This window comes from [Flexibacter] sp. ATCC 35103 (assembly GCF_001975985.1).
Taxonomy (GTDB): domain Bacteria; phylum Bacteroidota; class Bacteroidia; order Flavobacteriales; family Flavobacteriaceae; genus Flavobacterium.
On record NZ_MTQF01000001.1, the window covers coordinates 19,774 to 42,341 of the forward strand.

General features: G+C 32.0%; 21 protein-coding genes. 6 read left to right on the forward strand and 15 right to left on the reverse strand.

Translation table 11 applies throughout. The features are described 5' to 3' along the window. Positions 1-454: 454 nt before the first annotated feature. The gene (locus BXU01_RS00095) at positions 455-1,255 is read right to left on the reverse strand and encodes an SDR family oxidoreductase (protein WP_255373669.1); all 801 of its coding nucleotides are present in this window, start codon (positions 1,253-1,255) and stop codon (positions 455-457) included. An 84-nt stretch (positions 1,256-1,339) separates the two neighbouring features. Between BXU01_RS00095 and BXU01_RS00100 the strand changes: the two genes are divergently transcribed. Continuing rightward, the gene (locus BXU01_RS00100) at positions 1,340-1,693 is read left to right on the forward strand and encodes a helix-turn-helix domain-containing protein (protein WP_083691141.1); all 354 of its coding nucleotides are present in this window, start codon (positions 1,340-1,342) and stop codon (positions 1,691-1,693) included. Between the two features lie 180 nt (positions 1,694-1,873). Here the strand turns inward: BXU01_RS00100 and BXU01_RS00105 are convergent, their stop codons facing one another. Continuing rightward, on the reverse strand, positions 1,874-2,434 hold the full coding sequence (locus tag BXU01_RS00105; protein ID WP_083691142.1) for a hypothetical protein: 561 nt from the start codon (positions 2,432-2,434) through the stop codon (positions 1,874-1,876). Positions 2,435-2,616: 182 nt separating this feature from the next. Here BXU01_RS00105 and BXU01_RS00110 point away from each other — a divergent pair, with 182 nt between their 5' ends. Then, positions 2,617-3,024 carry a helix-turn-helix transcriptional regulator gene (locus BXU01_RS00110; protein ID WP_083691143.1) on the forward strand — a complete coding sequence of 136 codons (408 nt, stop codon included), beginning with the start codon at positions 2,617-2,619 and terminating at the stop codon, positions 3,022-3,024. Between the two features lie 99 nt (positions 3,025-3,123). On the opposite strand, the gene BXU01_RS00115 is transcribed toward BXU01_RS00110, so the two are convergent. From BXU01_RS00115 to BXU01_RS00130, 4 genes are read right to left on the reverse strand one after another with little or no spacing between them, the layout of a single operon-like run. Beyond that, a complete protein-coding gene (locus tag BXU01_RS00115) occupies positions 3,124-3,855 on the reverse strand; it encodes a TatD family hydrolase (RefSeq protein ID WP_083691144.1) in 732 nt (243 codons plus the stop codon). Further along, positions 3,848-5,146 (reverse strand): Qat anti-phage system QueC-like protein QatC, encoded by a 1,299-nt coding sequence (gene qatC / locus BXU01_RS00120; protein ID WP_083691840.1) that lies wholly within the window; start codon positions 5,144-5,146, stop codon positions 3,848-3,850. Before qatC ends, BXU01_RS00115 begins: the two co-directional genes overlap by 8 nt. Then, positions 5,143-5,970 (reverse strand): Qat anti-phage system associated protein QatB, encoded by an 828-nt coding sequence (gene qatB / locus BXU01_RS00125; RefSeq protein ID WP_083691145.1) that lies wholly within the window; start codon positions 5,968-5,970, stop codon positions 5,143-5,145. Before qatB ends, qatC begins: the two co-directional genes overlap by 4 nt. An 8-nt stretch (positions 5,971-5,978) precedes the next feature. Beyond that, a complete protein-coding gene (locus BXU01_RS00130) occupies positions 5,979-7,793 on the reverse strand; it encodes a P-loop NTPase fold protein (protein WP_083691146.1) in 1,815 nt (604 codons plus the stop codon). 227 nt (positions 7,794-8,020) lie between these two features. Between BXU01_RS00130 and BXU01_RS00135 the strand changes: the two genes are divergently transcribed. Together BXU01_RS00135 and BXU01_RS00140 are read left to right on the forward strand one after the other, a co-directional pair. Continuing rightward, positions 8,021-9,142 carry a DUF4238 domain-containing protein gene (locus BXU01_RS00135; protein WP_083691147.1) on the forward strand — a complete coding sequence of 374 codons (1,122 nt, stop codon included), beginning with the start codon at positions 8,021-8,023 and terminating at the stop codon, positions 9,140-9,142. A gap of 81 nt (positions 9,143-9,223) precedes the next feature. Next, a complete protein-coding gene (locus BXU01_RS00140) occupies positions 9,224-9,919 on the forward strand; it encodes a pseudouridine synthase (protein WP_083691148.1) in 696 nt (231 codons plus the stop codon). A gap of 195 nt (positions 9,920-10,114) precedes the next feature. Here the strand turns inward: BXU01_RS00140 and BXU01_RS00145 are convergent, their stop codons facing one another. The 3 genes from BXU01_RS00145 to BXU01_RS00155 form a co-directional block, all read right to left on the reverse strand. After that, positions 10,115-11,539, reverse strand: coding sequence for an amino acid permease (locus tag BXU01_RS00145; protein WP_083691149.1), 1,425 nt, complete (start codon positions 11,537-11,539; stop codon positions 10,115-10,117). Between the two features lie 301 nt (positions 11,540-11,840). Continuing rightward, positions 11,841-12,539, reverse strand: coding sequence for a DUF1826 domain-containing protein (locus tag BXU01_RS00150; RefSeq protein ID WP_083691150.1), 699 nt, complete (start codon positions 12,537-12,539; stop codon positions 11,841-11,843). A gap of 140 nt (positions 12,540-12,679) precedes the next feature. Further along, positions 12,680-12,871, reverse strand: coding sequence for a hypothetical protein (locus BXU01_RS00155; protein WP_083691151.1), 192 nt, complete (start codon positions 12,869-12,871; stop codon positions 12,680-12,682). Between the two features lie 272 nt (positions 12,872-13,143). Here BXU01_RS00155 and BXU01_RS00160 point away from each other — a divergent pair, with 272 nt between their 5' ends. Further along, positions 13,144-13,704, forward strand: coding sequence for a hypothetical protein (locus BXU01_RS00160; protein ID WP_123773894.1), 561 nt, complete (start codon positions 13,144-13,146; stop codon positions 13,702-13,704). A 6-nt stretch (positions 13,705-13,710) separates the two neighbouring features. Here the strand turns inward: BXU01_RS00160 and BXU01_RS00165 are convergent, their stop codons facing one another. Both BXU01_RS00165 and BXU01_RS00170 read right to left on the reverse strand, forming a co-directional pair. Next, positions 13,711-14,817 (reverse strand): sensor histidine kinase KdpD, encoded by a 1,107-nt coding sequence (locus BXU01_RS00165; RefSeq protein WP_083691153.1) that lies wholly within the window; start codon positions 14,815-14,817, stop codon positions 13,711-13,713. Positions 14,818-15,264: 447 nt separating this feature from the next. After that, positions 15,265-15,663, reverse strand: a complete 399-nt coding sequence (locus BXU01_RS00170; protein WP_083691154.1) for a ribonuclease E inhibitor RraB — start codon at positions 15,661-15,663, stop codon at positions 15,265-15,267. Between the two features lie 623 nt (positions 15,664-16,286). Between BXU01_RS00170 and BXU01_RS00175 the strand changes: the two genes are divergently transcribed. Then, complete coding sequence (locus tag BXU01_RS00175; RefSeq protein WP_083691155.1) at positions 16,287-17,576, forward strand: hypothetical protein; 1,290 nt, start codon at positions 16,287-16,289, stop codon at positions 17,574-17,576. A gap of 113 nt (positions 17,577-17,689) precedes the next feature. Here the strand turns inward: BXU01_RS00175 and BXU01_RS00180 are convergent, their stop codons facing one another. From BXU01_RS00180 to BXU01_RS00195, 4 genes are all read right to left on the reverse strand, one after another. Further along, a complete protein-coding gene (locus BXU01_RS00180) occupies positions 17,690-18,853 on the reverse strand; it encodes a hypothetical protein (protein ID WP_083691156.1) in 1,164 nt (387 codons plus the stop codon). Positions 18,854-19,054: 201 nt separating this feature from the next. Next, positions 19,055-20,491, reverse strand: a complete 1,437-nt coding sequence (locus BXU01_RS00185) for an FGGY-family carbohydrate kinase (protein WP_083691157.1) — start codon at positions 20,489-20,491, stop codon at positions 19,055-19,057. A gap of 11 nt (positions 20,492-20,502) precedes the next feature. Further along, positions 20,503-21,279 (reverse strand): SDR family oxidoreductase, encoded by a 777-nt coding sequence (locus BXU01_RS00190; RefSeq protein ID WP_083691158.1) that lies wholly within the window; start codon positions 21,277-21,279, stop codon positions 20,503-20,505. Between the two features lie 17 nt (positions 21,280-21,296). Next, complete coding sequence (locus tag BXU01_RS00195) at positions 21,297-22,565, reverse strand: nitrate/nitrite transporter (RefSeq protein WP_083691159.1); 1,269 nt, start codon at positions 22,563-22,565, stop codon at positions 21,297-21,299. Positions 22,566-22,568 lie beyond the last annotated feature (3 nt).

Here is a 22,568-nt window from a genome sequence, read left to right on the forward strand (position 1 = left end):
ATAAACTAATTCGTTGAAAGGTTGATTTACTTTATAGACATTTAAGTTGATTATCAGCCATATCCTGCATATGAAACACACCAAATCCCAGAATTGGCATTTAAACACCATTGTTTCATTTTATATTGTTCATTTTATCGTGATTTAAAATTTTCTTCTGCAAATTTCCAAACTAATTATGAATGTGCTCTTATATGAATTACCGTATCTCTTACCAATATTACTTAATTTAGCATTTACCCTTACGGTACATACAAACCAATTGAGAATAAAAATGTGAAATAATTATTTTACAAATCCATTAAAAAATCCGCCAATATCTTTAAATCATTCATAAAATGGTTTGCAAATTTTAAGCCTTTTAGAATCGATACATCTGCTTTTTAAAATTTGAACTATTACATAAAAAAGCCGGGATAGTATTACCCCGGCAATTAAAGCATACTTTAAATCATTATATAACAGGAAGACTTCCTCCGTCTATTGCATAAATAGAACCTGTTAGATAAGATGCCCTTGGTGAAACCAAAAAGCCAACAAGATCTGCAACCTCTTCAGGTTCAGCCATTCTTCCCATAGGTACACCACCAACCTGCTTCATTAATTCCTTTTCGGCATCTTCACTTTTAATTCCCGATGAAAGAGCAAAATCTTCAACAAATTTTAACATTGGCGGAGTTTTTGTAGCGCCTGGTGCAACCGTAATTACGCGTATTCCATCTCCAGCAACTTCGGTAGACAATGCTTTGCTGTAGCTGTTTAATGCTGCTTTAGAAACGGCGTAAGCCAGATTAAGATTCCATAATGCCTGTTTTCCTGCAACAGAAGAAATGTGTATAATTACACCGTTTTTCTTTTCCTGCATTTTAGGCAGTAAAGTTCTGTCTAGACGAATTGCCGAAATCAGATTCAGCTCCAGCTCATTCTCCCAATCCAAATCAGTTAATGCTTTGTAGCCTCCACCCGGTGTTGTAAGTCCGCCAACATTATTAATAAGAATGTCAATAGTACCAAATTTTTCAGAAATTTCTTCTTCCAGTTTCAAAACATCGTCAGCAGCAGTAAGATCAGCAGCAATAAAATGAGCCGTAGAGTTTTCTGATTCTGGTTTATTCCTTGCAGTAACAATTACGACTGCTCCTGCCTGGTAGAGACGTTCAGCAATAGCTTTTCCAATTCCTTTTGTACCGCCTGTAACCAAGGCGATTTTACCTTCTAATTCGGTATTGTAATTTAATTTTGATTTCATTTCCATTTTAAAATATTTTTAATAAAATTCAAAACTATATAGTTTTTACTATACTTTTGTTATCAATTACCTTTAGGAAAGTTACTATTTATGGATAACAATGTTTGCATAGAAACCAGCAAAGAAAATATGCTGGCATTAAAAGATTCTCTCGAATTGCTTAGCGGAAAATGGAAAGTCTGTATACTTTTGAGTTTATACATACATGGAAGTCAAAGATTCAAAGACTTACTTGCCAATTCTGTAGGTGGTATTTCTCCTAAAGTTCTGTCTAAAGAATTACAGGATCTGGAAAACAATTTACTTATTACAAGAACAGTAAATAATACCAAGCCAGTTACAGTTTCTTACACACTGACTAAACATGCCGCTGAAACGCAGCCTGTTATAAATGCTTTAATTACATTTGGGAAAAAACACAGAACTAAAATTATAGCAAAATAAATTTGTATTGCGCTTTAACACAATACTGTACTTTATTAATAATTAGCAACCTAAAATAATTAGGACGCTTATTAGAAGTTAAAAACTGAAAAGCCCATTTCTAACGAAATGGGCTTTTTTTCCTATTATTTATAAGTATTTAAACTTTATAATATCCTATTTTAAAGTTTGAATAAGGCATTATACCATTACAGCATTAATGTGATTTGTTTTCCTGATTTTCTCTACTCCCCTTTCTTTCATTAGCGCTACTGCATCGAGCATTTTTATTAAATGAATATAAGGCGTTGTCAGGTCAGTGTGAGGATCTCCGGCATGTGGAGACAATGAAAGCTCCAGGATTAAACATAGAAATAATTGAAATTCTTCGAGCGTTTTTTTATTAAATGCTTTTCGAAATACCATAAAAGGATTTTCATATTCTTCCCTGGTTAGCGACGAAAGATGAAAAACCGTTTCGCAGCGCAAAGAGGCTTTCACTTTCCATTTTTTGCTTTTGTATTGCAGGCAGTAACAAATTTTAAGAAAAGAGTTGATCGCAGTATACAAGATAAAAACATTCGAAGGATTCTCTTGTTTACATACTTTTGTTTTATAGCTGTACGTTACCACTTCGCTTAAATTCTGTTTATAATAATCAAGATCTGCAAAGTCAAAAAAGGCATCAATTGCCTTAAATGGATTTCCAGTTACAAAGCTTGCCCAAAAACCAGTGTCGAACGATATTTTATTCTTTTTCATACTCAGGGAGATTTAAAATTCATAAGCGAAATTCCGTTCTTTAAAAAAGATAAACTATTCTAAAAACAGCTATATTATCTTACAGAATAGATGTTTTACGAGATATTTTTTTATCTTTGAAATTCATGCTTTTTAATCGAAATGGCTTTATCTTTGAGCCTTTGCAAAAATTGATATTCATTATGGAACAGAAAATACATCAGGGAAGAAACGTAAAACGTTTCAGAGAAATGCTTAACATAAAACAGGAAGCATTAGCTTATGATCTGGGAAATGACTGGAACCAGAAGAAAATTTCTATGCTCGAGCAGAAAGATGTAATTGAAGACAATCTGTTGAAACAAATTTCAGCAGTATTAAAAATTCCAGTGGAAGCTTTTCAGAATTTTGATGAAGAGCAAGCCATAAATGTTATTTCTAATACTTTTGATAATGGAGCATTTTTTAATACAGGTCATAGTGCAACATTTAATGTTAATCCGATCGAAAAATTGATACAACTTCATGAAGAAAAAATCGCTTTATATGAGCGTATGTTGAAGGAAAAAGATGAAATGATGGTGAGGCTTGAAAAATTGATTACTAAATAATTATTTTTAAAAATATATAGATAAAAAAAAGAGACTTTTGAAGTCTCTTTTTTTATAACATTATTTTACCAGTTTTAATAAATGGTAATCCATACGGTTTCATTTTTTTAAAATTTCTTTAAAATTACAATATAGAATACTCCGCATATCTTCTAAACTTATATTTTTAATAGTTGCTAATTTAATAACCACTTTATCAATTTCAAGCGTGCTAAAAGGTTTTTTGTCTATAAGAATAAATGGAGAATCAGATTCAAGTAGCAATCTTTCATTGGGTATGTTTTCAATAATCTTTTGTCCCAAACTAGATGTTACCATTGCATAGTTTATTGAAAAATAAGCGCCATTTGACAATGCAGTATTTAAATTTTTTATGCTTCCTGAATACCAGTGCAAAATATAACTACTGTTAAATTCATTCCCTATTATTGAAATTACCTCATTAGCACTTCCTCTTGAATGGACAGTCAATATTTTTCCACCTAAATTATTACATCTTAATATTAATTCTTCGAAAAATTTAGTTTGCAAGACTTTAGAATTTTTACCTACTTTAAAATCTAAGCCTACTTCTCCAATATATCTAGCTTGAGGCAATAACAGCCACATTTCTGGTATATACTTTTGATACTGTTCAATTAATTCAGGGTGAAAACCTAACGCAGGTTTGATGTATTTTGAGTTTATTTTACTAGATAGCTTCTCATATAAAACAGGTAAATTTGTTACAGCTATTGTGTAAATTTTCTTTTTTTCTATCTCCGCTACGGTGTAATCAAAACTATTTAATAAATCTAAATGACAGTGCGTATCAAATAAAAAATCATTCATTTTGTAAATCTAAAAAATTACCTAATTCTACCATTCCTCTATCATATAAAGCACTATATTGATCTAGTTTTTCATCAATTTGTCCTGCAATTTGAATAGAAAATTTATTATTAATTGTTTTTCTATAGTCCTGTAATCCAATTTTAAAGGACTTCAACTCAATTTGTGCCTTTTTTTCTTTATAATTGTTATCTCTATAATGTGATTTATCTTGGTTATAAGCTTTAAGAATAGATGCCCTTCTAATTGTACAAGGTAAACAAGTTCCGCAATGAAAAGGTTTGGATTCTTTTTGATATCTACCTTGGTCTGGATGTGAACAGGACATAGTAAAATTATAATTTTCTTTAATGAAATTTGAATTGGAACAATTACTCAGCATTTCTCCTTTTGTTGAAAATTGATAAGGGTTTTTAAGGGTTATTCTTATTCCTAAATTTGTCAATAATGTTTGTAATAATTTCATATAATATGGATGAGTAGTTCTTGTGCTGCTACTTCCTAATCTTGTATTTGTCAAAGGAATGTTTAATGAAATTAAACCATTCTCAGGAATAAATAACTCAATATCTTTTTTGCAACAAGAAGCTAAAATTATAGCATGGGCAAAAAACATGAACGAACGTGTCCTTGTGCTATCCTCAACCCCCTTTAAAGGAGCTGCATGAAAATTGAAAAATTCATTTCCTGTTAATCCATATTCAACTTTTAACAACTCATTTATTTTATCCTGAAATGGCTTTACTCCCTTACCTCCACCATAATGGCCTACAAATCCTATATTTCTACTATGAGTAAGCAAATCGATTGCACCAATGAACGAATCTAATCCTCCCGATAACATACAAAAAGCATCGGGGTTAAATTTTCTATCTTTATATTTAGTATCTATAGTGTTTAATATTTTATTTTCTGTTTCATTTAAATTCCTTTCTCTGAATTCAAACTTCCAAATATCTCCACTTAAATAAGAAATCATATTTTCTAGAAGTGCTTTATTATTATTCCATTTTTCAACATTTAAAACGGGAATAAATAATTTAAATCCTCTAGTCCAATTGTCAATATAATCAGTCCTAGAAACTTTTCTATCAGCAAAATAAACCATTAGAGAAATGTAAAATAAATCCAGAGCTTCAGTTTGGAAAAAATTGGGCATTTTATATAATAATCGTAATGATTTATAGAATGTATGATGATAATCCTCTTTAGAAGCCAGATCTATATTAAAATCTGGATTACTAATAGTAAATGTATCTTTAGAATTAAGTTTAAAAATTATATTTTTCATATCATATTTTCCATTATAGTGTAACATTGATTGTATAAGCTTTCAACTTCATTTTTTTTAAAACTCATCTTTTCGAAATCTTTTCCTTTAAAAGCAATATCAACTTTAGCATTAATATAGTCTTTAATTTCTTCCTCAATTTTAATTGCTTGTGCTGAATTTACAAAAGCAGTTTCAATTCTACTACCTAGATCATTAATAATTCTTTCATAGAGATAACATTCAATATATTTTGGAACTATAAAATTTAATGTTGAATTGTCAATTTTATCAATTTCTAAGTTTCCTTTCTCTAATAATTCATATAATAGCTCCATTGTGACTATTAAGGCTTTTCTCGCAATGGAATCTTCCTTAGTAATTGGGGATGGTGCTAAATAATTAATTAACTCACTTAGAACATCTTTTGCAGATTTATCAGTAGAATCAATTTTATATTTTTCCAATGTTTCTCTAAAACCCTCTGATGAAACATTATTAATAAATTGACCTATACTTATTACAGTAGCAATTCCAGATTTAGCTGTCTTAGAAGCAGACTTGGCCCCTCCATATGCTTTAACATAGTTCGATAATGCTTTGTTTACAGTAGATTTACCTGAAGCTATTTTAGACATTGAAGTTTTAGCAGTTTGCCAACTTACATTCTTATCGCTAACCTTATTTTCCCCTTGTGGTTGTTCATCATTATTTTCTTGTTCATCATTATTTTCTTGATTATCTTTTTCATCATTATTTTCATTTTCATCAAAATCATTTGGAAGCAATGGATTTCCTTGAGAATTACCGTTAGAATAGCCACTATACATACTTGATGTTCCCATAATATTTTTTATTTTAATTCTTGTTCAATTGATGATTTTAATGAAGTGTTATCATTTTTCCACTTCTCTGCGAGCTCTTTAATTTCATTTAACTTATTACTTGCTTTAGCAAACTCTGCAATTCTTGGTATGAATGATATTTTAATCTTATTTGCTGGTAAGCTGCTTAAATGTGATACTACTTCAGAAAATAGAATTTCTTTTGTAGAACCCCATTCTATGTATGCTGTAAACAACTTCGCATCAATATCACTTGACACTTCAATATTTGAAAATAAAGTTTTTAAAATTTCTAGAGATTCGAACTCATTTATATTTGATTCTTTTTTTATAGCTTCTTTACGCGATATGTCAGATTTTGATAGTAATTGTGTTAAAGCACTTTCAGCTTCTATACTTATTGTAGTTGTTGATTTAATAATATTATTTTGCAAACTTTCTCTAGAAAAATAATAATAAGGCTGTAAATCTATGTTTGTTAATTTAGGTTCTATACTTAACCAATTTAAAAACCATTCATCATCTTTCCATATTTTTAGCTTCTTAACCGAACTCCATTCGTCTTTTTCTACAAATTCTAACTCTTTTGGCTTTCCATTTTCATTTGCTTGTAATTCACCTATTTGCTTAAATACAGTTTCTTTAAAATATTCAATTAGCATTATTTTTGCCAAAGCTTTTTTGTCTAATTCAACACCTTTAAACTTTGCCATTTTTAAACGCATTGAGTGGGAATTTAAAAACCTTTTACAATGCCTAGGATTTCCATTTAAACTTTTAGATAAAACAGAAGATAATTGTTTTGATAAAGATATTGTCTCCTTTATTTTTTCTTCATCCAAAGTAGCAAATTCATTTTTTATTAAATCAAATGTAATTTCAAAGCTTAAAAAATTTTGTTTTCTCTGTTTTTTGATAAACTGAATAATTTGGGAATAATCTTCTTTGAAAAGGTCCTGAAAGAATAGACAAGTAATATAAAATTCAACTTCATTTATTCCCAACTGAGGTATTTTTATTGGATATTGTATCATTTTTTCTAAATATTCCTTTCCTATATCAATCTGATTACCTTTGACCTCTGGAAATCTTTTTCTAACTGCGTACATAACTTGTCTTTCATCTGCACCAATAATAAAAGATGTTCCTTTAGTAAATAAAAAGAGCCGAATTGCTTCTAATGTTTCTAATATAGTATCATGATTGCATCTATCTAATTCATCAATAAATACAACAAGTTTTTTAGTTCCAGTTTCCTTTAGTAATTCTTCAAAATCATTTCTAAACTCTCGTAAATTTTTTCTAACCTCTTCTTTTTTAAATGTATTTTCTAATATTTTTTTTATACCATCATGTTTGACTTCACTACCTAATGCTTTAGTTTTACTGAGAACATTTTGAATAGTTAAATCTGCTATAGTACCAATACCTCCTGTTAATATAAAATCAGTTCCATACTTTATACCTTTACTTGCAATATCAAGGTAATCAAGATTTTTAAAAAGTTTTTTTAATATAGATTTTGCTTTTTCGCTGTTTTTTTTATTTTCTTTTATTTTATCAAGAATACTCCCTAACAAAGCTGTTTTAGCATCTTCATAATCTTCAAATAACCAGCCATTAAATTTTAGACACAAATAGTCATCTTTTTTTTCGTAGTCTTTTAAAATCATTTCGACCAAACTTGATTTTCCACTTCCCCAATCTCCATAAACTCCAATTGTGCATGGAGATAACTCATCATTTTCAATAATATCTTTTGTAATTTCAATTAAATAATCAAAATCTAATAGATCTATATTAGTCTCACTATCCTTCCACATATTTTAATTTATTTTAAAAATTTAAAATCGCTTTATTTGTAAAAAAAGCTTTACTAACAAATATATTGATTATTTAATATCTTCCACAAGTAAAAACACCTGTTCTACTAATTAGAGAAATCTACTCGCCTCCAACGTTAAATTATGATGTAAATATTCTAAAAATATTTAATTAATTTTATTTCTCACTTGAGATAAGTTTAATTTACTAATAAGCAGAATGCAAAATGATTCAGCACAAAAAATATATTACAAAAAATCAGCACTTTGTCCCGCAGTTTTTCCAGCGTTTTTTCTCTTATGAAAATAATGGAAAAACAATTGGTATGTTTAATATGAAATTGAATACTTTCAAAAACCAGGTACCGATTTATTCACAACTCAGCTGTGATTACTTTTATGATCGGGACGGAAATCTGGAAAATTGGCTTTCACAGCACGAAGCTAATTCCGCTCCAATCTTCAAAGAAATGTGGGAAAAAGAAAAACTGCCGATTGCTCAAAGTAAGGATCATTCTAAAATGTTGCATTTCATGGTTGTTTTGGATCTTCGAAATCCTATACATTTCAAAATTCTAAATAATTTTGAGCAAAAACTTCCCAACACAAAATCTAAAATCAGTGAAGGCAATGTTTCAACCAATATGCTATCTGGATTAAAAGAACATCAAACTTATCAGGGAAAACATGACTCACTCAAATCCGCAGAACTACTGGCTTCTGATCTTTTGGATCTAAAATACAAACTCATTAAAAATACAACTTCTAACCCCTTTATTATTTCAGATAATCCCCTAGTCCTCTACAATCAGTTTTTAGAAAAAAGAAATTGGAAGATCTGCAGCCAGAGAGATTTTGGACTAAAAGGATTACAGCTGTTCTTGCCACTGAACGATTCGTATATGTTAGCTGTATATGATACCAATATTTATAAACTCGGAAATAAAAAAGAACAGGTAGTAAACATAAATGATAAAAACAGTATTGACCAACTTAATCTTCTGCAGTTTCTTAATTCTGAAACTACCGTTAACTTCAATCATAGAGCGTCAGAACATTATATAAACACACTTTATGAAAGATCTAAAAAACATAAAAAAGCAAACGATGTCTTTATTAACGTGCACAAAATGGATGTTCCCAAAGGATTTGATAAACTTACCTCGCAGATGATCGAAATGGGAGTTTCAGACATAAATATCAAACTATCTCTGCATAAATTAAATTTTATCTCAAAATCTTCCTTTGTCAAACTAAAATCGCTTGAAGATCAGTACAGAAAAAATGTAAAATTCAAAGGTTATACTTACCAAGTTTATACAATTACACCAATTATTGAAAAGTCATAATAACTAAAAAATCCGAACTATAATATAAAATAAAAAACTCATAAAAGTAATTTCAACCGAAATCTCTTTTACTTTTGCCCAATGTTAGAAATTCTTTACCAAGACCAATATATTATAGCCATTAATAAACCTAGCGGGTTGTTGGTTCATAAATCATTTTATGCGCGCGATGCAAAAGTGTATGCCATTCAGGAATTAAGAAATCAAATTGGGCAACACGTTTATCCTGTTCACAGGTTAGACCGCAAAACATCTGGTGTTTTGTTATTTGCGCTCGATAAAGAGGTTTTAAAAATTATGAATGATCGTTTTGCCATTCGCGAAGTCGAAAAAAAATATTTAGCCATTTTACGTGGCTGGTCACCAGATGAGCTTACGATTGATTATGATTTAACGAATGATGATGACGTTACACAAAATGCAATAACTCACTTTCATCGTTTGCAAAATGCCGAAGTTGCTTTAGAATTCAACAATAAACCCACTTCACGATATTGTTTGGTAGAAGCGATTCCTGAAACCGGACGTATGCATCAATTACGAAAACATTTTAAACATATTTTTCATCCCATTTTAGGAAGTCGGCCACATGGCTGCAACAAACAAAATAAATTATGGCTGGAGAATTTCGACCTTAAAGGAATGATGCTTCATGCACATCAGTTAGTTTTTAATCATCCCATAAACAACGAACAATTAATCCTGAATGCAAAGATCAATGAAGAGTTTAGCAGAGTTGGCACTATCCTTAATCTGGATTTGAGTAAGTATCAATAGAATTTTCAATTTATCGGAAATAACTTTTTTGTCATAGAAATTTAATCTGATTTCTTTAAATATTCTATAAAACCCTATCGCGCGGATTTATAATCTGTGCCCGCAAAGTATATCTTAACACATTTAAAAAAGGCATTGAAAATCAACTATATGTTGACAATCAATGCCTTTTAATGAATACCATTAGTTAGCTACTTACTTTTTCGTTTTCAAAACTTTAAAACATACAAAAAGAATCCCCAACCAAATAGGAATTAATTCTACAGATAACTTCATATCAGTAATCCACATGATGGATAAAATACCAAATAAAAACACAAAGCATATATAATTGCTCACCGGATAAAATAAGGAAGGAAACTTAGTTTTTGTGTTTTCCTTGTCTTTCGAAAGTCTAAATCTTAAATGTGTATACGAAATCATAACCCAATTAATAACTAAGCAAGACACCACTAAAGACATTAAAATACTAAAAGCTTCATCGGGCATTACTTTATTTATTAAAATACAAATCGCTGCAAAACACGAAGAAATTAAAATAGCATTAATTGGCACCGAATGTTTGTTTAGTTTCTTTAAAAATTTAGGTGCACTACCCTGATCTGCCAAACCATATAACATACGTGAGTTACTATATACGCTGCTATTGTATACTGATAAAGCTGCGGTTAATACAATTAAATTAAGCACATTAGCGATAAGCTTTGTAAAAAATATTTTGTTGCCAAATAGCTCAAATTCCATCCCGTTTAGATTTTGAAAAACCATTACAAACGGACTGCTATCTGTCGTAATTTGTCTCCAAGGCGATAAAGCAAATAAAATGACCAATGCGCCAACATAAAATATTAGGATTCTGTAAATAACCTGATTGGTCGCTTTTGGAATGTTTTTTTCCGGATTTTCGGCCTCAGCAGCCGTAATCCCAATAAGTTCTAAACCTCCAAACGAGAACATAATTAGCGCCATTGCAGATAATAAACCCTGAAAATTACCCGTTGCAGTTTTTTCGAAGAAACCTTTAGGAAAAAAGCCTCCGTCGTTATATAAATTATGAATGGTTGCGTGCTCTCCTCCTGTTCCGCTTATTAGCAAATAAGTACCAAAAAGGATCATTGCAATAATAGCGACAACTTTTATAATCGAAAACCAAAATTCAGTTTCTCCGTAAACTTTTACCGAGGCAAAATTTAAAGCATTAATAACCAGAAAGAAAAATAAACTAGATGCCCAAAGCGGAATTTCGGGCCACCAAAACTGCACATAAACACCAATGGCTGTAAGTTCAGCCATACTGACTAAGATATATAAAATCCAGTAATTCCAGCCTGATGCAAAACCGGCAAAAGAACCGCAATATTTATAGGCAAAGTGACTAAAGCTTCCTGAAACAGGTTCTTCGACGACCATTTCGCCAAGTTGTCTCATGATAAAAAAAGCGATAATTCCGGCAATAGCATATCCTAAAATAACAGATGGTCCTGCTAATACAGCCGCCGGACCAATACCCAGGAAAAGCCCTGTTCCTATTGATCCGCCTAAGGCAATTAACTGAATATGGCGATTCGTCAGCCCGCGTTTAAGCTGATTATCTTGTACGTTTTCTTGTGTGTTTTTCACAAATTAGATTTTTAAGCGAGTAAAATATACCCACATATGTATAAACAGCGAATATAAGTTAAAAAAGGAATCCTGCCAAGCATGAAGATTATACTTGTATTTCTTAAATACATTTTAAAAGAAATTTGATAGCTTATCTAGCAAAAATGTGCCATTAGACACAAGATATTGGTAGAGATTAGCGTGTCGTAGGTACGCAACAAAAAGATAATGATTGCGTACCTACGGCACGCTAAATTTGTTCCAATTCTTTTTTTCTATCGATATTTTGTGCCCTAACGGCACAAATTATATATTTACTCTAGCAGATCAACAACAACCTGTATTCTCCTTCATTTTCTATTGGTGCTCTGTGAATACACGGCAGAACTTCTTGTTTTGGATGATCTACGGCCAATCTCCAAAGATGTCCTAATCCTAAATTAACAGGTTCTGCATCTGCATTTAGCTGATAATGCAAATCAAAATAATTTTCTTTCAAAAAGTCTTCAAATTCTTCCGTTGGTCCATCATGCAGCTCTTTTAGTTTGGCTTGGATTTCAGGAATCAGGATTTTTTGTTCTGCCTGCGAATTCGAAACAATATCACTTGCGGCTCCGTGATATGTACATAAAAAAGTATCTGTTGCAATGGGCGAACGATCCACATGAAACGAATACACATCTGTAGATATAAAATCAAATTCATCATCACGTTCGTAACATTTCAGTAAATTAAGAGCAGGCGAAGCGCCAAAATCAGTTAATAATTGTAAGTCATTTAAAATTATTTCTCTTGCGATATTCCCATTTTCTGAAAGTTGAAGTGCGATTAGATCTTCAGGATAAACTTCGGTTATATTTTCTTTTAACGATAATTGGGTTACGATCTCATTAAAATCGCCATCTAAATTTCTGAACCAGCATAGCGCATTCATTTCGTCCTTGAAACGGGTATTTACAAGCTCAGAGAATGTAGATACCAGTTCTATTTGGCTATTGTCAGAAAATGTATTACTCATAATATAAATTAAGAAGCTAGTTACTTCATAGATCACAAAATTATGTAATAGTAGTTAGTTGCGGTATTTTTATCGCTAAAAAATTTTAGAAAAAGCTGCCGGAGCTTTTATTCAAATGAGACAATACAAAAACTGAATGACTAGTTTTTATTTTCAGCGGCATTTATCATCTCCCAAATAATATCTAAAGTAATAATCGTTTTAAGGCGACTGCCACAGCTTAAATAAATCCAGGTTCCTATAGATTCTTCGGCGGCATACATACATGTAATTTGTTGGATATTTACGGTGTACTGAGTGAGATCATCTGTTCTAAACTGGATAGTTTTCATATTTTAGAGATTTAATCTTTGAAGATTAGTGGCAGCATTAAAGGTAATTAATAAGTGTTAATGATGAATTGCCGCCAATTTAAAATAGTATTATAATTGCTGCATTGAATCATTAAGTAAACGGGTTTCCAAACCCTCTACATCAGGCATAATCCATTCATTATTAATAAAATGTAAATTTATTTAAAACAATTCTGCATCAGTTTCGCAAAAAATGTTTATTTTTAACTCCCCCTGTAGATTCTTATAATCAACCATCTAAATTTAAAATTATGAAATGGTTTGCCAGCCTCAGAATGAAATTCAACAAAAATTTCGTTAAATCTGATCCTCAGCAGGAGCTCGTTGATTTAGATAAAGTAAAACAGCTTTACCTTTTAGAGCGATTTAATGAAGCTATATTTTACCTCGATAAAGCTGTTATCTCCGGTTTTAACAGTACGGTATATGAGCTCAGGGCGAAATGCTTTCAGAAATTAGATTTTCATTACAGGGCGATCGACGATCTGGACAAAATAATTGAGGATAATCCATTGGAATTTTCGTATTACCAAATCCGGGCTTTTTCAAGAAATGCAATATATGACATCTCCGGCCAGATTGAAGACCTGCACAGCTGTATTTACTATTACAGAAAAAATGATAACATTCAGGGCAGTGTTTTAGAAGAACTGGAAACAGATTTGCTCTCTGCGCGAAACCACATCGAAAAAACAAAACCTGATTTAGCAATACGAAGCAATAGTCCTTATCCGGCAATAAAAAACCTTATCACAGAATCCTTGGGACGCATCAAAAAAATAAGACTTGCCACAAGGATTCGCCAGTATTAAATTATTTTAACTGAGATCAAAATACAAACATACTGCTGTTCCTGACGCAATATCGCTTTTGATTTCTATGCTGCAGTTTATCTTTGACACCAAATTCTGTACTAACTGTAATCCTACTCCAATCCCTTTTTCGTTTTCAGTTCCTCTTCTGGTTTTGTAGTTATGATTTAATATCGAATCTACCATTTGCTGGTTCATACCAATACCGCTATCAGAGATAATAAGTACATTTTCTTCTGCAGTTATACTAATATGCCCGTCTTTAGGAGTAAACTTAATTGCATTTGAAATAATGTTTCTTAGAATTACAGTCAAAATCTCGACATCGCTTCGTATACCGTTTAGTTTTTCAGTTTTTACCGTAACAGTGATACTTTTGTTTTCATAGCTGGATTTATAAACTTTAAGTACTCCTGAAATCAGGACTTCAAAATCAATCGCCTCTTTTAAAGGTTTCATATTGTTGAAATTCATTCTGGCCCAGTTAAAAGTGGTGTCCAGTAATTTTAGCGCATCAAGTGAATCTTCCTTAATGAGCTGCATAATTTCGATAAATTCCTGCTGGCTAATTTCTGACTGTTCTGCCAGCGTAGACACAGACAAAAGATTGATAATGGGACTCTTTAAATCGTGGCCTAAAATAGAAAGCATCCTGTCATTGTTTAGGTTTTTTCTCTTTAGCTTTTCCTTCAGCAGTACATCACTGTTGATATTTACAAAGGCTGTAATATGAAGGTTATTTATAATTGAGCCTTTTATTTCATACCATTTCTTCTCACCAGACCTGCAGCTAAGCTGTGCTTTTATCTTGACAAAGCCCTTCGCTTTTTTTCTAACTGCATCAGTTTGTGATGTCCATTTTTCTATTATTTTTTCTCTATAAACAGTATCCGGATAAAGCAGTTCGACGAGATCACTTGTTCCGGAAATGTCGCTTAAGCGATAGCCAATTTTTTCAATAAAGTTTTTATTAAAGAAAAGATAAGAATCTTTATTTTCTCTTTGTTCAGAAATAATGATAGGATAAGGCAGGAAATCAGCCAGCTTTTTTAATTCAGATTGTGATAGGTCAGTACTTTCTTCTAACTGCATAAAGAATCCGTCTACGGACATTTTTTACTTACTGTTTTAATTTCTTGTACAGTCTTTGCTGCATCAATTATACTGCAATATTAAGGCAATTACGGCTAAATGTAAAGGAGTCTAAATTTGTAGTTCTAAATAAAAATTGAATAAAAATGCTTCTTGTAATCCTATACATCTATTTTTGTTGAAGTATGAAAAAAAATTACTTCTATTATTTCATTTATTTACGATTTGCTTAAAATCCAGTTGCATCTACTTCTTTTTTAATAACGTAAAAATAACAAGCGAAAACCGTTCATACAAGTTCAAAATTGCTCAAAACAGGCTTATTTAAGCTTTACAAATTTTATTTTGATTTTTTTTTAAGTTATAAACCTGAAAGATAAATCGATGTATAAAAACGTGAATCGCAATGAAACCCAAATTAAAAAAGACGCCTTTTATTGGCGCCTCTTTTAATTATGTTGTGTAAATTTATTTCACCTCAGAATCAATGCTCCAGCTGTCAAAAATACAGTCATTTTCATATCCTAATTCAGACATTTCAGTAACCCATTTACTTAACGATTCATGCATCATTTTAATCTTCTCTGTTTTTCCTGAAATTATAAAAAGATTTTTATCATGCATTGCGGTTTCAACGTTTGCTGTAAAACCTTTCTTTTGAATTTCGGTTTCTAACGCCTGCGCTTTTTGAAGCGTATCTGCGTAAAAAAAGTAATCTATTCTTAATTCATCTTCCTCTTCAATTTCAGCATCCCGAAGACTTACAAGAGATTCTGTCGCAAGTCTGTAATGCTTAACTAAATTGGCATTAAAATCATTTTTAGAAACTAATCTTTTGTGTTTTTTTGGCTTTAGAAAACTTAACATATTTATTTATTGGCTTATTATTAATATTACTTTTTTAAAGCAAACATAGATAAATATCATATCACATAAATGCTGGTAATAAAAGCTTAACACTGAAATAAATAGCGCTTAAACTAACTTGATCCTATTCTTCCGCTTCTTCCCCATCTCATATAAAAGTTAAACCAAAACTTTAGATATAAAAATCTGAAAATCAAAATTTTAAATAAAAAATAAAACCTTTTCAATGATTTCTTTTACGCTGAATATATCAAATCAAATCATGATCTTATTTTTTAAAAACTGTTAATGCTAATATTTGTCATGAGCATTTTACTAAAAACACCCGTAAATAAATACATATCAAAGCTTTATAAATTCATCGTTTAATCGCAGTTCAAAGTAAAATAATTGGCTGTGTTAAATTTCTTTATTTGAGCGTTAAATATGAGTAAAGTCCGTGATAAATCGAACAAAGTTTGCCTACTTTTGAAAAAGCTCTTCTAAAAATCTGGTCCTGGAAAATTTATTTTTTAAACTGATGTAAAAAAATCCGGATTTATGAACGAAAATCAAAAAAAAAGTTTTAATATTGGTTTGTATTGAAGATGCCCTACATATAATACCAAATAGCCCCCAAGACTATGAAAAAACTTACTCTAATTATTTGCTTACTGTTGGCAGCTGCCGGCGTAAATGCACAGCAGGAAAAAGGAATTATCGGATACAGCAACTGGCTGGATAACTGGACAGATTTTAAACCTCAAAAGACGGAATCTAAAGATGCCAATCAAATTTTAGCGGGAAATATTGCTGAAAACACAAAACTATTGAAAAGGAATGTATACATACTTCAAGGAAATGTATATGTAACCAATAATGCCGTTCTGACTATTGAGCCTGGTACAGTAATTATTGGCGATGCTGCTTCAAAAGGAACATTGGTAATCACAAAAGGAGCTAAAATTATGGCCGAAGGTCAGGAAACAGACCCTATCGTATTTACTTCAAACCAAAGCGTGAAAAAAGCTGGCGACTGGGGAGGTCTGGTAATTCTTGGTGATGCTCCAATAAACAAATTTGGAAACGCTGGTTCTTACAGCATGGATCTTGATCCTGCACTTACTGTATATGGCGGAAACAATACTGTATCAAGTTCAGGAGTTTTAAAATATGTACGAATTGAATTTGCAGGTAAAAAAGTAAAAGGTTCAGATGCTTTTAACGGATTGACAATAGCTGGAGCAGGAAATAAAACCGTTTTAGAAAATGTCATGGTAAGTTACTCAGGCGGAGATTCATTTGCTTTTTATGGCGGAGATGTGAATGCCTCTCAATTAGTTTCATACAAATCAATTAATGATGATTTTAAGTTTACACAAGGTATCCAATGTCGTCTATATAATTCACTTGCCGTGAGATCTTCTTATTTGTCAAGTAACAAAGATGGTTCAAGATGTCTTGAGGTAAAAACGTATGAAAAGAAAAACGAAACAGACTTTACCAAAAAAGCCACATTGGTTATTGCTTCAAACATGACAATGTTGAATGACAGCGAAAATATTACTGCCGATATTCAGTCAGGTTTAGTTAAGGAAGCTATTTATGTTGGTGAAAATGCCTCTTTGGAAATGAAAAGAAGTGTAGTTTCTGGTTTTAATCCTGCGGTTTTAATAGACAGCAAAACTGAAATCAATGATGCAAATCTAAAGAAAATCAAATTTGAAGAGATGTTTTTCAATCAATGCAATGGCAATATATTTACAGAAAACAGTGCTGATAATGCAGATTTAGAAAATTGGTATGGCAACAGTATTTTCTTTAATGTTTATTCTAAAACGGATAACAAAGAAACTTTTGTAGACATTTCTAATGCAAAAAAACCTGACTACAGACTTCAATTAGGAAAAATTACAGCCTCAAGCGGAAGATAATAAATACGCTATAAAATCAATAAAAAAAGGAAACAGAAATTAATATTCTGTTTCCTTTTTTAGTTTTAAGTTATAATTCTGTTTGTTGTATTTCATTTAATATCAGGGTTTATTTAAAAGTAATATCCAATGTTACATTGAAGACGGGCATGCCATTTATTATCAAACTCATTGTATAAACTACCCTGGCTCCCTCCTAAAAATGGATGATTATATCCTGCAACATATTCCACGTAAGTGTATATTCCGTCTAAAATTCTAATCAATGCACCGTTCGTAAGCATATGTGTAGCATTGAGATTGTATTTCTTTCCTAAATATCCGTATTCGCTGTAAAATGCGATTTCATTTAATGATTTACCTTTAAAAGGAATACTGTATTTTGCTGATAAAGCATAAACATCAGCTTTTGAAACCACTTGATAGGTATAATTAAATGATCCCATGTCTACATATTGAGAGTTTTCGCCTTTGGGATTAAATTCATATTTATAAACTTCTGCTTTTATCCCTACGTTTTTATAATCTAAATGGTAATGGAGTGCAAACGCATTTCGGCTTCCCATTTTATCTTCGACAAAGTTATAGAGTTGTCCAAATTGTCCTGAAGCTCCTATTTTATGTGAGAAGTCATTTGTTTTAATTTTATAAACAAGTTGTCCGGAAATCTGATTGATTTCTTTGTTATCTCCAACTACACTCGCCGACCATTGATTATCCCTTAAATCTGGATTGTTAGTAAAAGTCTCCATCGCATTTTTCATAAAAGCAATCTGATAATCCCAGACTTTTCCTTTATGATGGTACTTTGCTCCCATACTATATTTTCCTTCGAATCCAAGTGCATATCCTATTCCTAAAAACCAACTGTATGAATTATAGTCTAAGTTCCCAAAAGGATCTTGTACTAAACCTACCTGAATATCATCTCCATTTTCAAAATCATAACCTATCCAACCTTCTTTTGGCATTGTCCCTCCAGATGAAGCGGGCATAAATCTCATGTCAGCAAATACTCTAAACTTTTTATACGAAGCATCTACTACAAGGGCAAACAAGTCAAAACCAAATTCACCGCCTTCTTTTTTTCTGGTTTCATTATAAAATTCATCTTTATAATGTACTCGAAAAGCTCCATGTATATTAAATATTGGCTTTTCAGAATTCGTCACCAAAGTATCTACTTTGGACTCAATATCTGCTGCTTGCGAATAAATAAAATCACTAATTAATAGTGTAATTAAAACTAAAAATAACCTATAATACCTGTGTTGCATAATTTTTATATTAATTAAATTATAAAATCCAGATTAATTCAAGCTTCAATCAAGCGCATAAAATATGTGGGCATGAAATGTACAATGGTACATCACACCTGGTTTTTATTGCAAAATTGATTGTATACTTGACGAAAAGAATAGCTTTCTAATCTGACAATAGAAAGCTATTTTTAAATAATGGAAAGAAAAACCAAAGCTTTATTCTAGTTCTAAACTTTGCATTTCTTTTAATGTATTTTCTAACAATAGTGGTAATTTGTGATAAACTTTATCATTGATATGTTTATACTTTTTATGATTTTCCAGATTAGGGAGAAACTCATCTTTTTCTTTTACCATTCTTTTGACTGCGGTTTCAAAATCAGGATAATATCCTGTTGCTACCGCTGTACAAATAGCAGCGCCCAAAGCAGCCGAACCGCTCATTTCGTTTCGAACAACAGGCGTTCCGCTTATGTCTGCAAAAATTTGCATAAATAAATCACTATTTGCTCCGCCTCCAGATATGATAATCTTTTCAGGATTATGACCTAATGTTTCATTCATCAACTGATAATGATTGTTCAGTGTCAATGCAATTCCTTCTAAAATAGCGCGATAAATATGTCCACGACCTTGCAGTCCGTTAAAACCAATCATCACACCTTTTCTATACGACTGATATGCTGGTGCAAGCCAATCCGGAACGATCATTAGACCGTCTGATCCTACTGGAACTTTCAGAGCTTCTTCTTCTAAAATTTGTTCCGGTGAAACTCCTTTTTCTTTTGCTTTAATGTTTAATTCTTCGCCAATAAGATCTCTAAACCATGATATTAACCACATTCCTCTTCTTACGCCACCACTTTCGAATAAATAGCGATTGGGAATACAGGATAAGTTTGTAAAATAATTATCATGAGCTGGCCTGTTTTCATTACCTACAACCATAGAAGTGATATAAGTCCCTAAAGAAAATAATCCTCTGGTTGAATCTATTAATCCTGCGCCCAAAGCTTCTACGGCTTTATCATTTGCTGTAGCAACTACTGGCAATCCTTCCGGTAAACCTGTTAACTGAGCAGCAGCTTTAGTTACAGTGCCTAAAACAGTTCCTGGCATTTGCAGTTTTAATAATTTCTCATTTGGAATTTTAAAATTATCCAAAACAGCTTTATCCTCAGACCAGTTCCATGTTTCCATATCTACAGGAAATTGCCACTGAAAAGCATTTGCCGCCGTATCTTTTAATTCTCCGGTAAGACGATGCGTAATATATCCTGTTGTAGGACATGTATAAGCTATTTCTTCTGAATCTTCAAAAGTTTCATAGGCCCTTACATCCATCCAGCTCATAACCGGCGCCGCCAGATTCCCGTCCTTTTTCATAAATACCCTGCAACAACGAATGGTACAAAGTCCAACCCCTTTTATAAGGTTTACATCGCCTTTGAAGTTTTTCATTAACCGGATCAGAGCTACTTTTATGCTATCCCATAAATCATCGTCAGGATGCTCTACATATCCGGTTTTCCTAAACATCATAGGCTTTAGAGGTTCTATTTCAGAATGTACAATCTCCCCTTTTGAGTTGATAATATACACTTTGGTACTTTGAGACCCATTATCGATTGAAATAAAATATTGATCGTTCATAACAATTCGTTTTATCTCGTTAAGAATCCGCCATCAACAGATAAAATATGTCCGTTTACAAAGTGTGAAGCCTGACTTGCCAAAAATACTGTGGTTCCCATTAAATCAGCTACATCTCCCCAACGACCTTCCGGAGTATGATCTACAATCCATTTGTTACGTTCCGGATTTTCTATAGATGCCTGTGCGACTTTAGTTTTAAAATAACCCGGAGCAATTCCGTTAACTTGTACATTATACTGTGCTAATTCGTCACAATATGCTTTAGTTAAACCTGCTAATCCGTGTTTAGTAGCTGCATATGCCGGAGACCATTGCCCGCCCAGGAAAGAAAACAAGGAACAAATATTAATGATTTTTCCGCTTTTTTGAGGAATGAAAAACTTGGTAACTTCTGCAGACATTTCGAAAGCTGCCGTTAAATTGATGCTTACCATCGGATCCCATTCTTTTCTTCCAAAATTCAAAACATCAGCAATTAAACAAATTCCTGCGCAGTTTACCAATATGTCTACAGATCCTAATTTTTCTACACATCCTTCGACAATTTTCTTTGGTACGCCGTCTTTTGTAATATCTGCATTCATATACACCGCTTTTCCGCCTTCGTTCTCTATCAATCGATTGAAATCTGTATCATCCGGCATAATACTTGGCATAAAAACATTAGCTCCAGCTTTTGCTAAAGCCAAAGAAAAAGCCTGTCCTAATCCTGTATTTCCTCCTGTTACAATTGCGTTTTTCCCTTTAAGAGAAAAATAGCCCATGTTAAAATCTGTAATTTCCATTTTATATTTTTTTATTGTTATAATTTTTTTTTTTGAGTCTGTTGTTTAAAAATAGTCACAAAGCAAATTGCTGCTATTCCCAGAATCGCGCTTATTATAAAATAAGCATTGTAACCTCCCTCGGGACCAAATTTGTTGAAAATTACTGTACTGAAATACGGTATAAATATGTCCGGCAAGTATCCCAAAAGGGAAATAAAACCTACCGCTGTACCCATGATTTTGTTATCAATTCTACTGTCTCCCAGTAATGACCAATAGGTACCACGAATGGCATAAACAAATGTTCCTCCCAATATTATTAAAATGTAATAGACATTGAAACTTGTTGTTTCTGCAGGAAGAAAAGCTATACCAAATAAGGTAAGAACAGCTCCGCTTAAAGCGGTAACCAGTGTTAGACTTTTCCCAAATTTATCGGCTAAAAAGCCGCCTAAAATTCCGCCAATAGGTCTCATCCATAACACAATTACCATGATCGTATTTACTGTAACCGGAGTGATTTTAAGATTTTTTTCCATAAAACCACCGTAATAATACACTACCCAGGTTACTGCGTACGAGCAAAAAATAATTGCTCCCATGAGATACACAAACTTGTTTTTGATAACAGAATTAACATCTTTAAAATCAAAACCTTTTTCTTCTTCAAGAGTTTCTTTTACTACTGTTAATTCATTTTTAGTTGGTTTTACTACTTCTTTTTCTACAAATAAGGCAATAAGAATCCCTACAACAAGTAACACACCAGAATACATATAAATAACATATTGTAATGCTTCGGTTTTATTTGCCAATGTTTCTCCTTTTGCCAAAACATGAGAAAAAATAAGCAATGCTACACTTGCTAATATCGCCTCTATAACACCTCTTCCTCCATCCAGAAAACCAAAGAAACGTCCTTCTTCTTCAGGAGTAGATAACAACTTGACCAACTTCATGTGAGCTCCCCAGAATGTAAATACAGAGAACACTCCCCACAGACAGAATATGCCTATGATTGAGCCATATTCAGGAATCTGAGCAAACCAAAATCCGCCGACCGCAGTACCTAACAAGGAAAAAACCAGTAGATACTTAGCAGAAAACTTATCGCTTAATATACCGCTTGGGAAATATCCTAATATGAATATAAATCCCAAGACGGTATAGATAATATTAAGATCATCTAAACCAATTTTAAAAACTGCTAAAATGGTTTCCTGATAATTTGTCCTTAAATAAATCAGTGGATAAATTGCTCCGGCAGCCAGCACTATGAGGATAAATTGAATATATCTTTTCATATG

Excerpts from the sequence above, each read along its gene's own strand:
- BXU01_RS00095 (WP_255373669.1), bottom strand. The coding sequence starts at position 1,255 with ATGGAAATGAAATCAAAATTAAATTACAATACCGAATTAGAAGGTAAA.
- BXU01_RS00100 (WP_083691141.1), top strand. The coding sequence starts at position 1,340 with ATGGATAACAATGTTTGCATAGAAACCAGCAAAGAAAATATGCTGGCA.
- BXU01_RS00105 (WP_083691142.1), bottom strand. The coding sequence starts at position 2,434 with ATGAAAAAGAATAAAATATCGTTCGACACTGGTTTTTGGGCAAGCTTT.
- BXU01_RS00110 (WP_083691143.1), top strand. The coding sequence starts at position 2,617 with ATGGAACAGAAAATACATCAGGGAAGAAACGTAAAACGTTTCAGAGAA.
- BXU01_RS00115 (WP_083691144.1), bottom strand. The coding sequence starts at position 3,855 with ATGAATGATTTTTTATTTGATACGCACTGTCATTTAGATTTATTAAAT.
- qatC (WP_083691840.1), bottom strand. The coding sequence starts at position 5,146 with ATGAAAAATATAATTTTTAAACTTAATTCTAAAGATACATTTACTATT.
- qatB (WP_083691145.1), bottom strand. The coding sequence starts at position 5,970 with ATGGGAACATCAAGTATGTATAGTGGCTATTCTAACGGTAATTCTCAA.
- BXU01_RS00130 (WP_083691146.1), bottom strand. The coding sequence starts at position 7,793 with ATGTGGAAGGATAGTGAGACTAATATAGATCTATTAGATTTTGATTAT.
- BXU01_RS00135 (WP_083691147.1), top strand. The coding sequence starts at position 8,021 with ATGATTCAGCACAAAAAATATATTACAAAAAATCAGCACTTTGTCCCG.
- BXU01_RS00140 (WP_083691148.1), top strand. The coding sequence starts at position 9,224 with ATGTTAGAAATTCTTTACCAAGACCAATATATTATAGCCATTAATAAA.
- BXU01_RS00150 (WP_083691150.1), bottom strand. The coding sequence starts at position 12,539 with ATGAGTAATACATTTTCTGACAATAGCCAAATAGAACTGGTATCTACA.
- BXU01_RS00155 (WP_083691151.1), bottom strand. The coding sequence starts at position 12,871 with ATGAAAACTATCCAGTTTAGAACAGATGATCTCACTCAGTACACCGTA.
- BXU01_RS00160 (WP_123773894.1), top strand. The coding sequence starts at position 13,144 with ATGAAATGGTTTGCCAGCCTCAGAATGAAATTCAACAAAAATTTCGTT.
- BXU01_RS00165 (WP_083691153.1), bottom strand. The coding sequence starts at position 14,817 with ATGTCCGTAGACGGATTCTTTATGCAGTTAGAAGAAAGTACTGACCTA.
- BXU01_RS00170 (WP_083691154.1), bottom strand. The coding sequence starts at position 15,663 with ATGTTAAGTTTTCTAAAGCCAAAAAAACACAAAAGATTAGTTTCTAAA.
- BXU01_RS00175 (WP_083691155.1), top strand. The coding sequence starts at position 16,287 with ATGAAAAAACTTACTCTAATTATTTGCTTACTGTTGGCAGCTGCCGGC.
- BXU01_RS00180 (WP_083691156.1), bottom strand. The coding sequence starts at position 18,853 with ATGCAACACAGGTATTATAGGTTATTTTTAGTTTTAATTACACTATTA.
- BXU01_RS00185 (WP_083691157.1), bottom strand. The coding sequence starts at position 20,491 with ATGAACGATCAATATTTTATTTCAATCGATAATGGGTCTCAAAGTACC.
- BXU01_RS00190 (WP_083691158.1), bottom strand. The coding sequence starts at position 21,279 with ATGGAAATTACAGATTTTAACATGGGCTATTTTTCTCTTAAAGGGAAA.
- BXU01_RS00195 (WP_083691159.1), bottom strand. The coding sequence starts at position 22,565 with ATGAAAAGATATATTCAATTTATCCTCATAGTGCTGGCTGCCGGAGCA.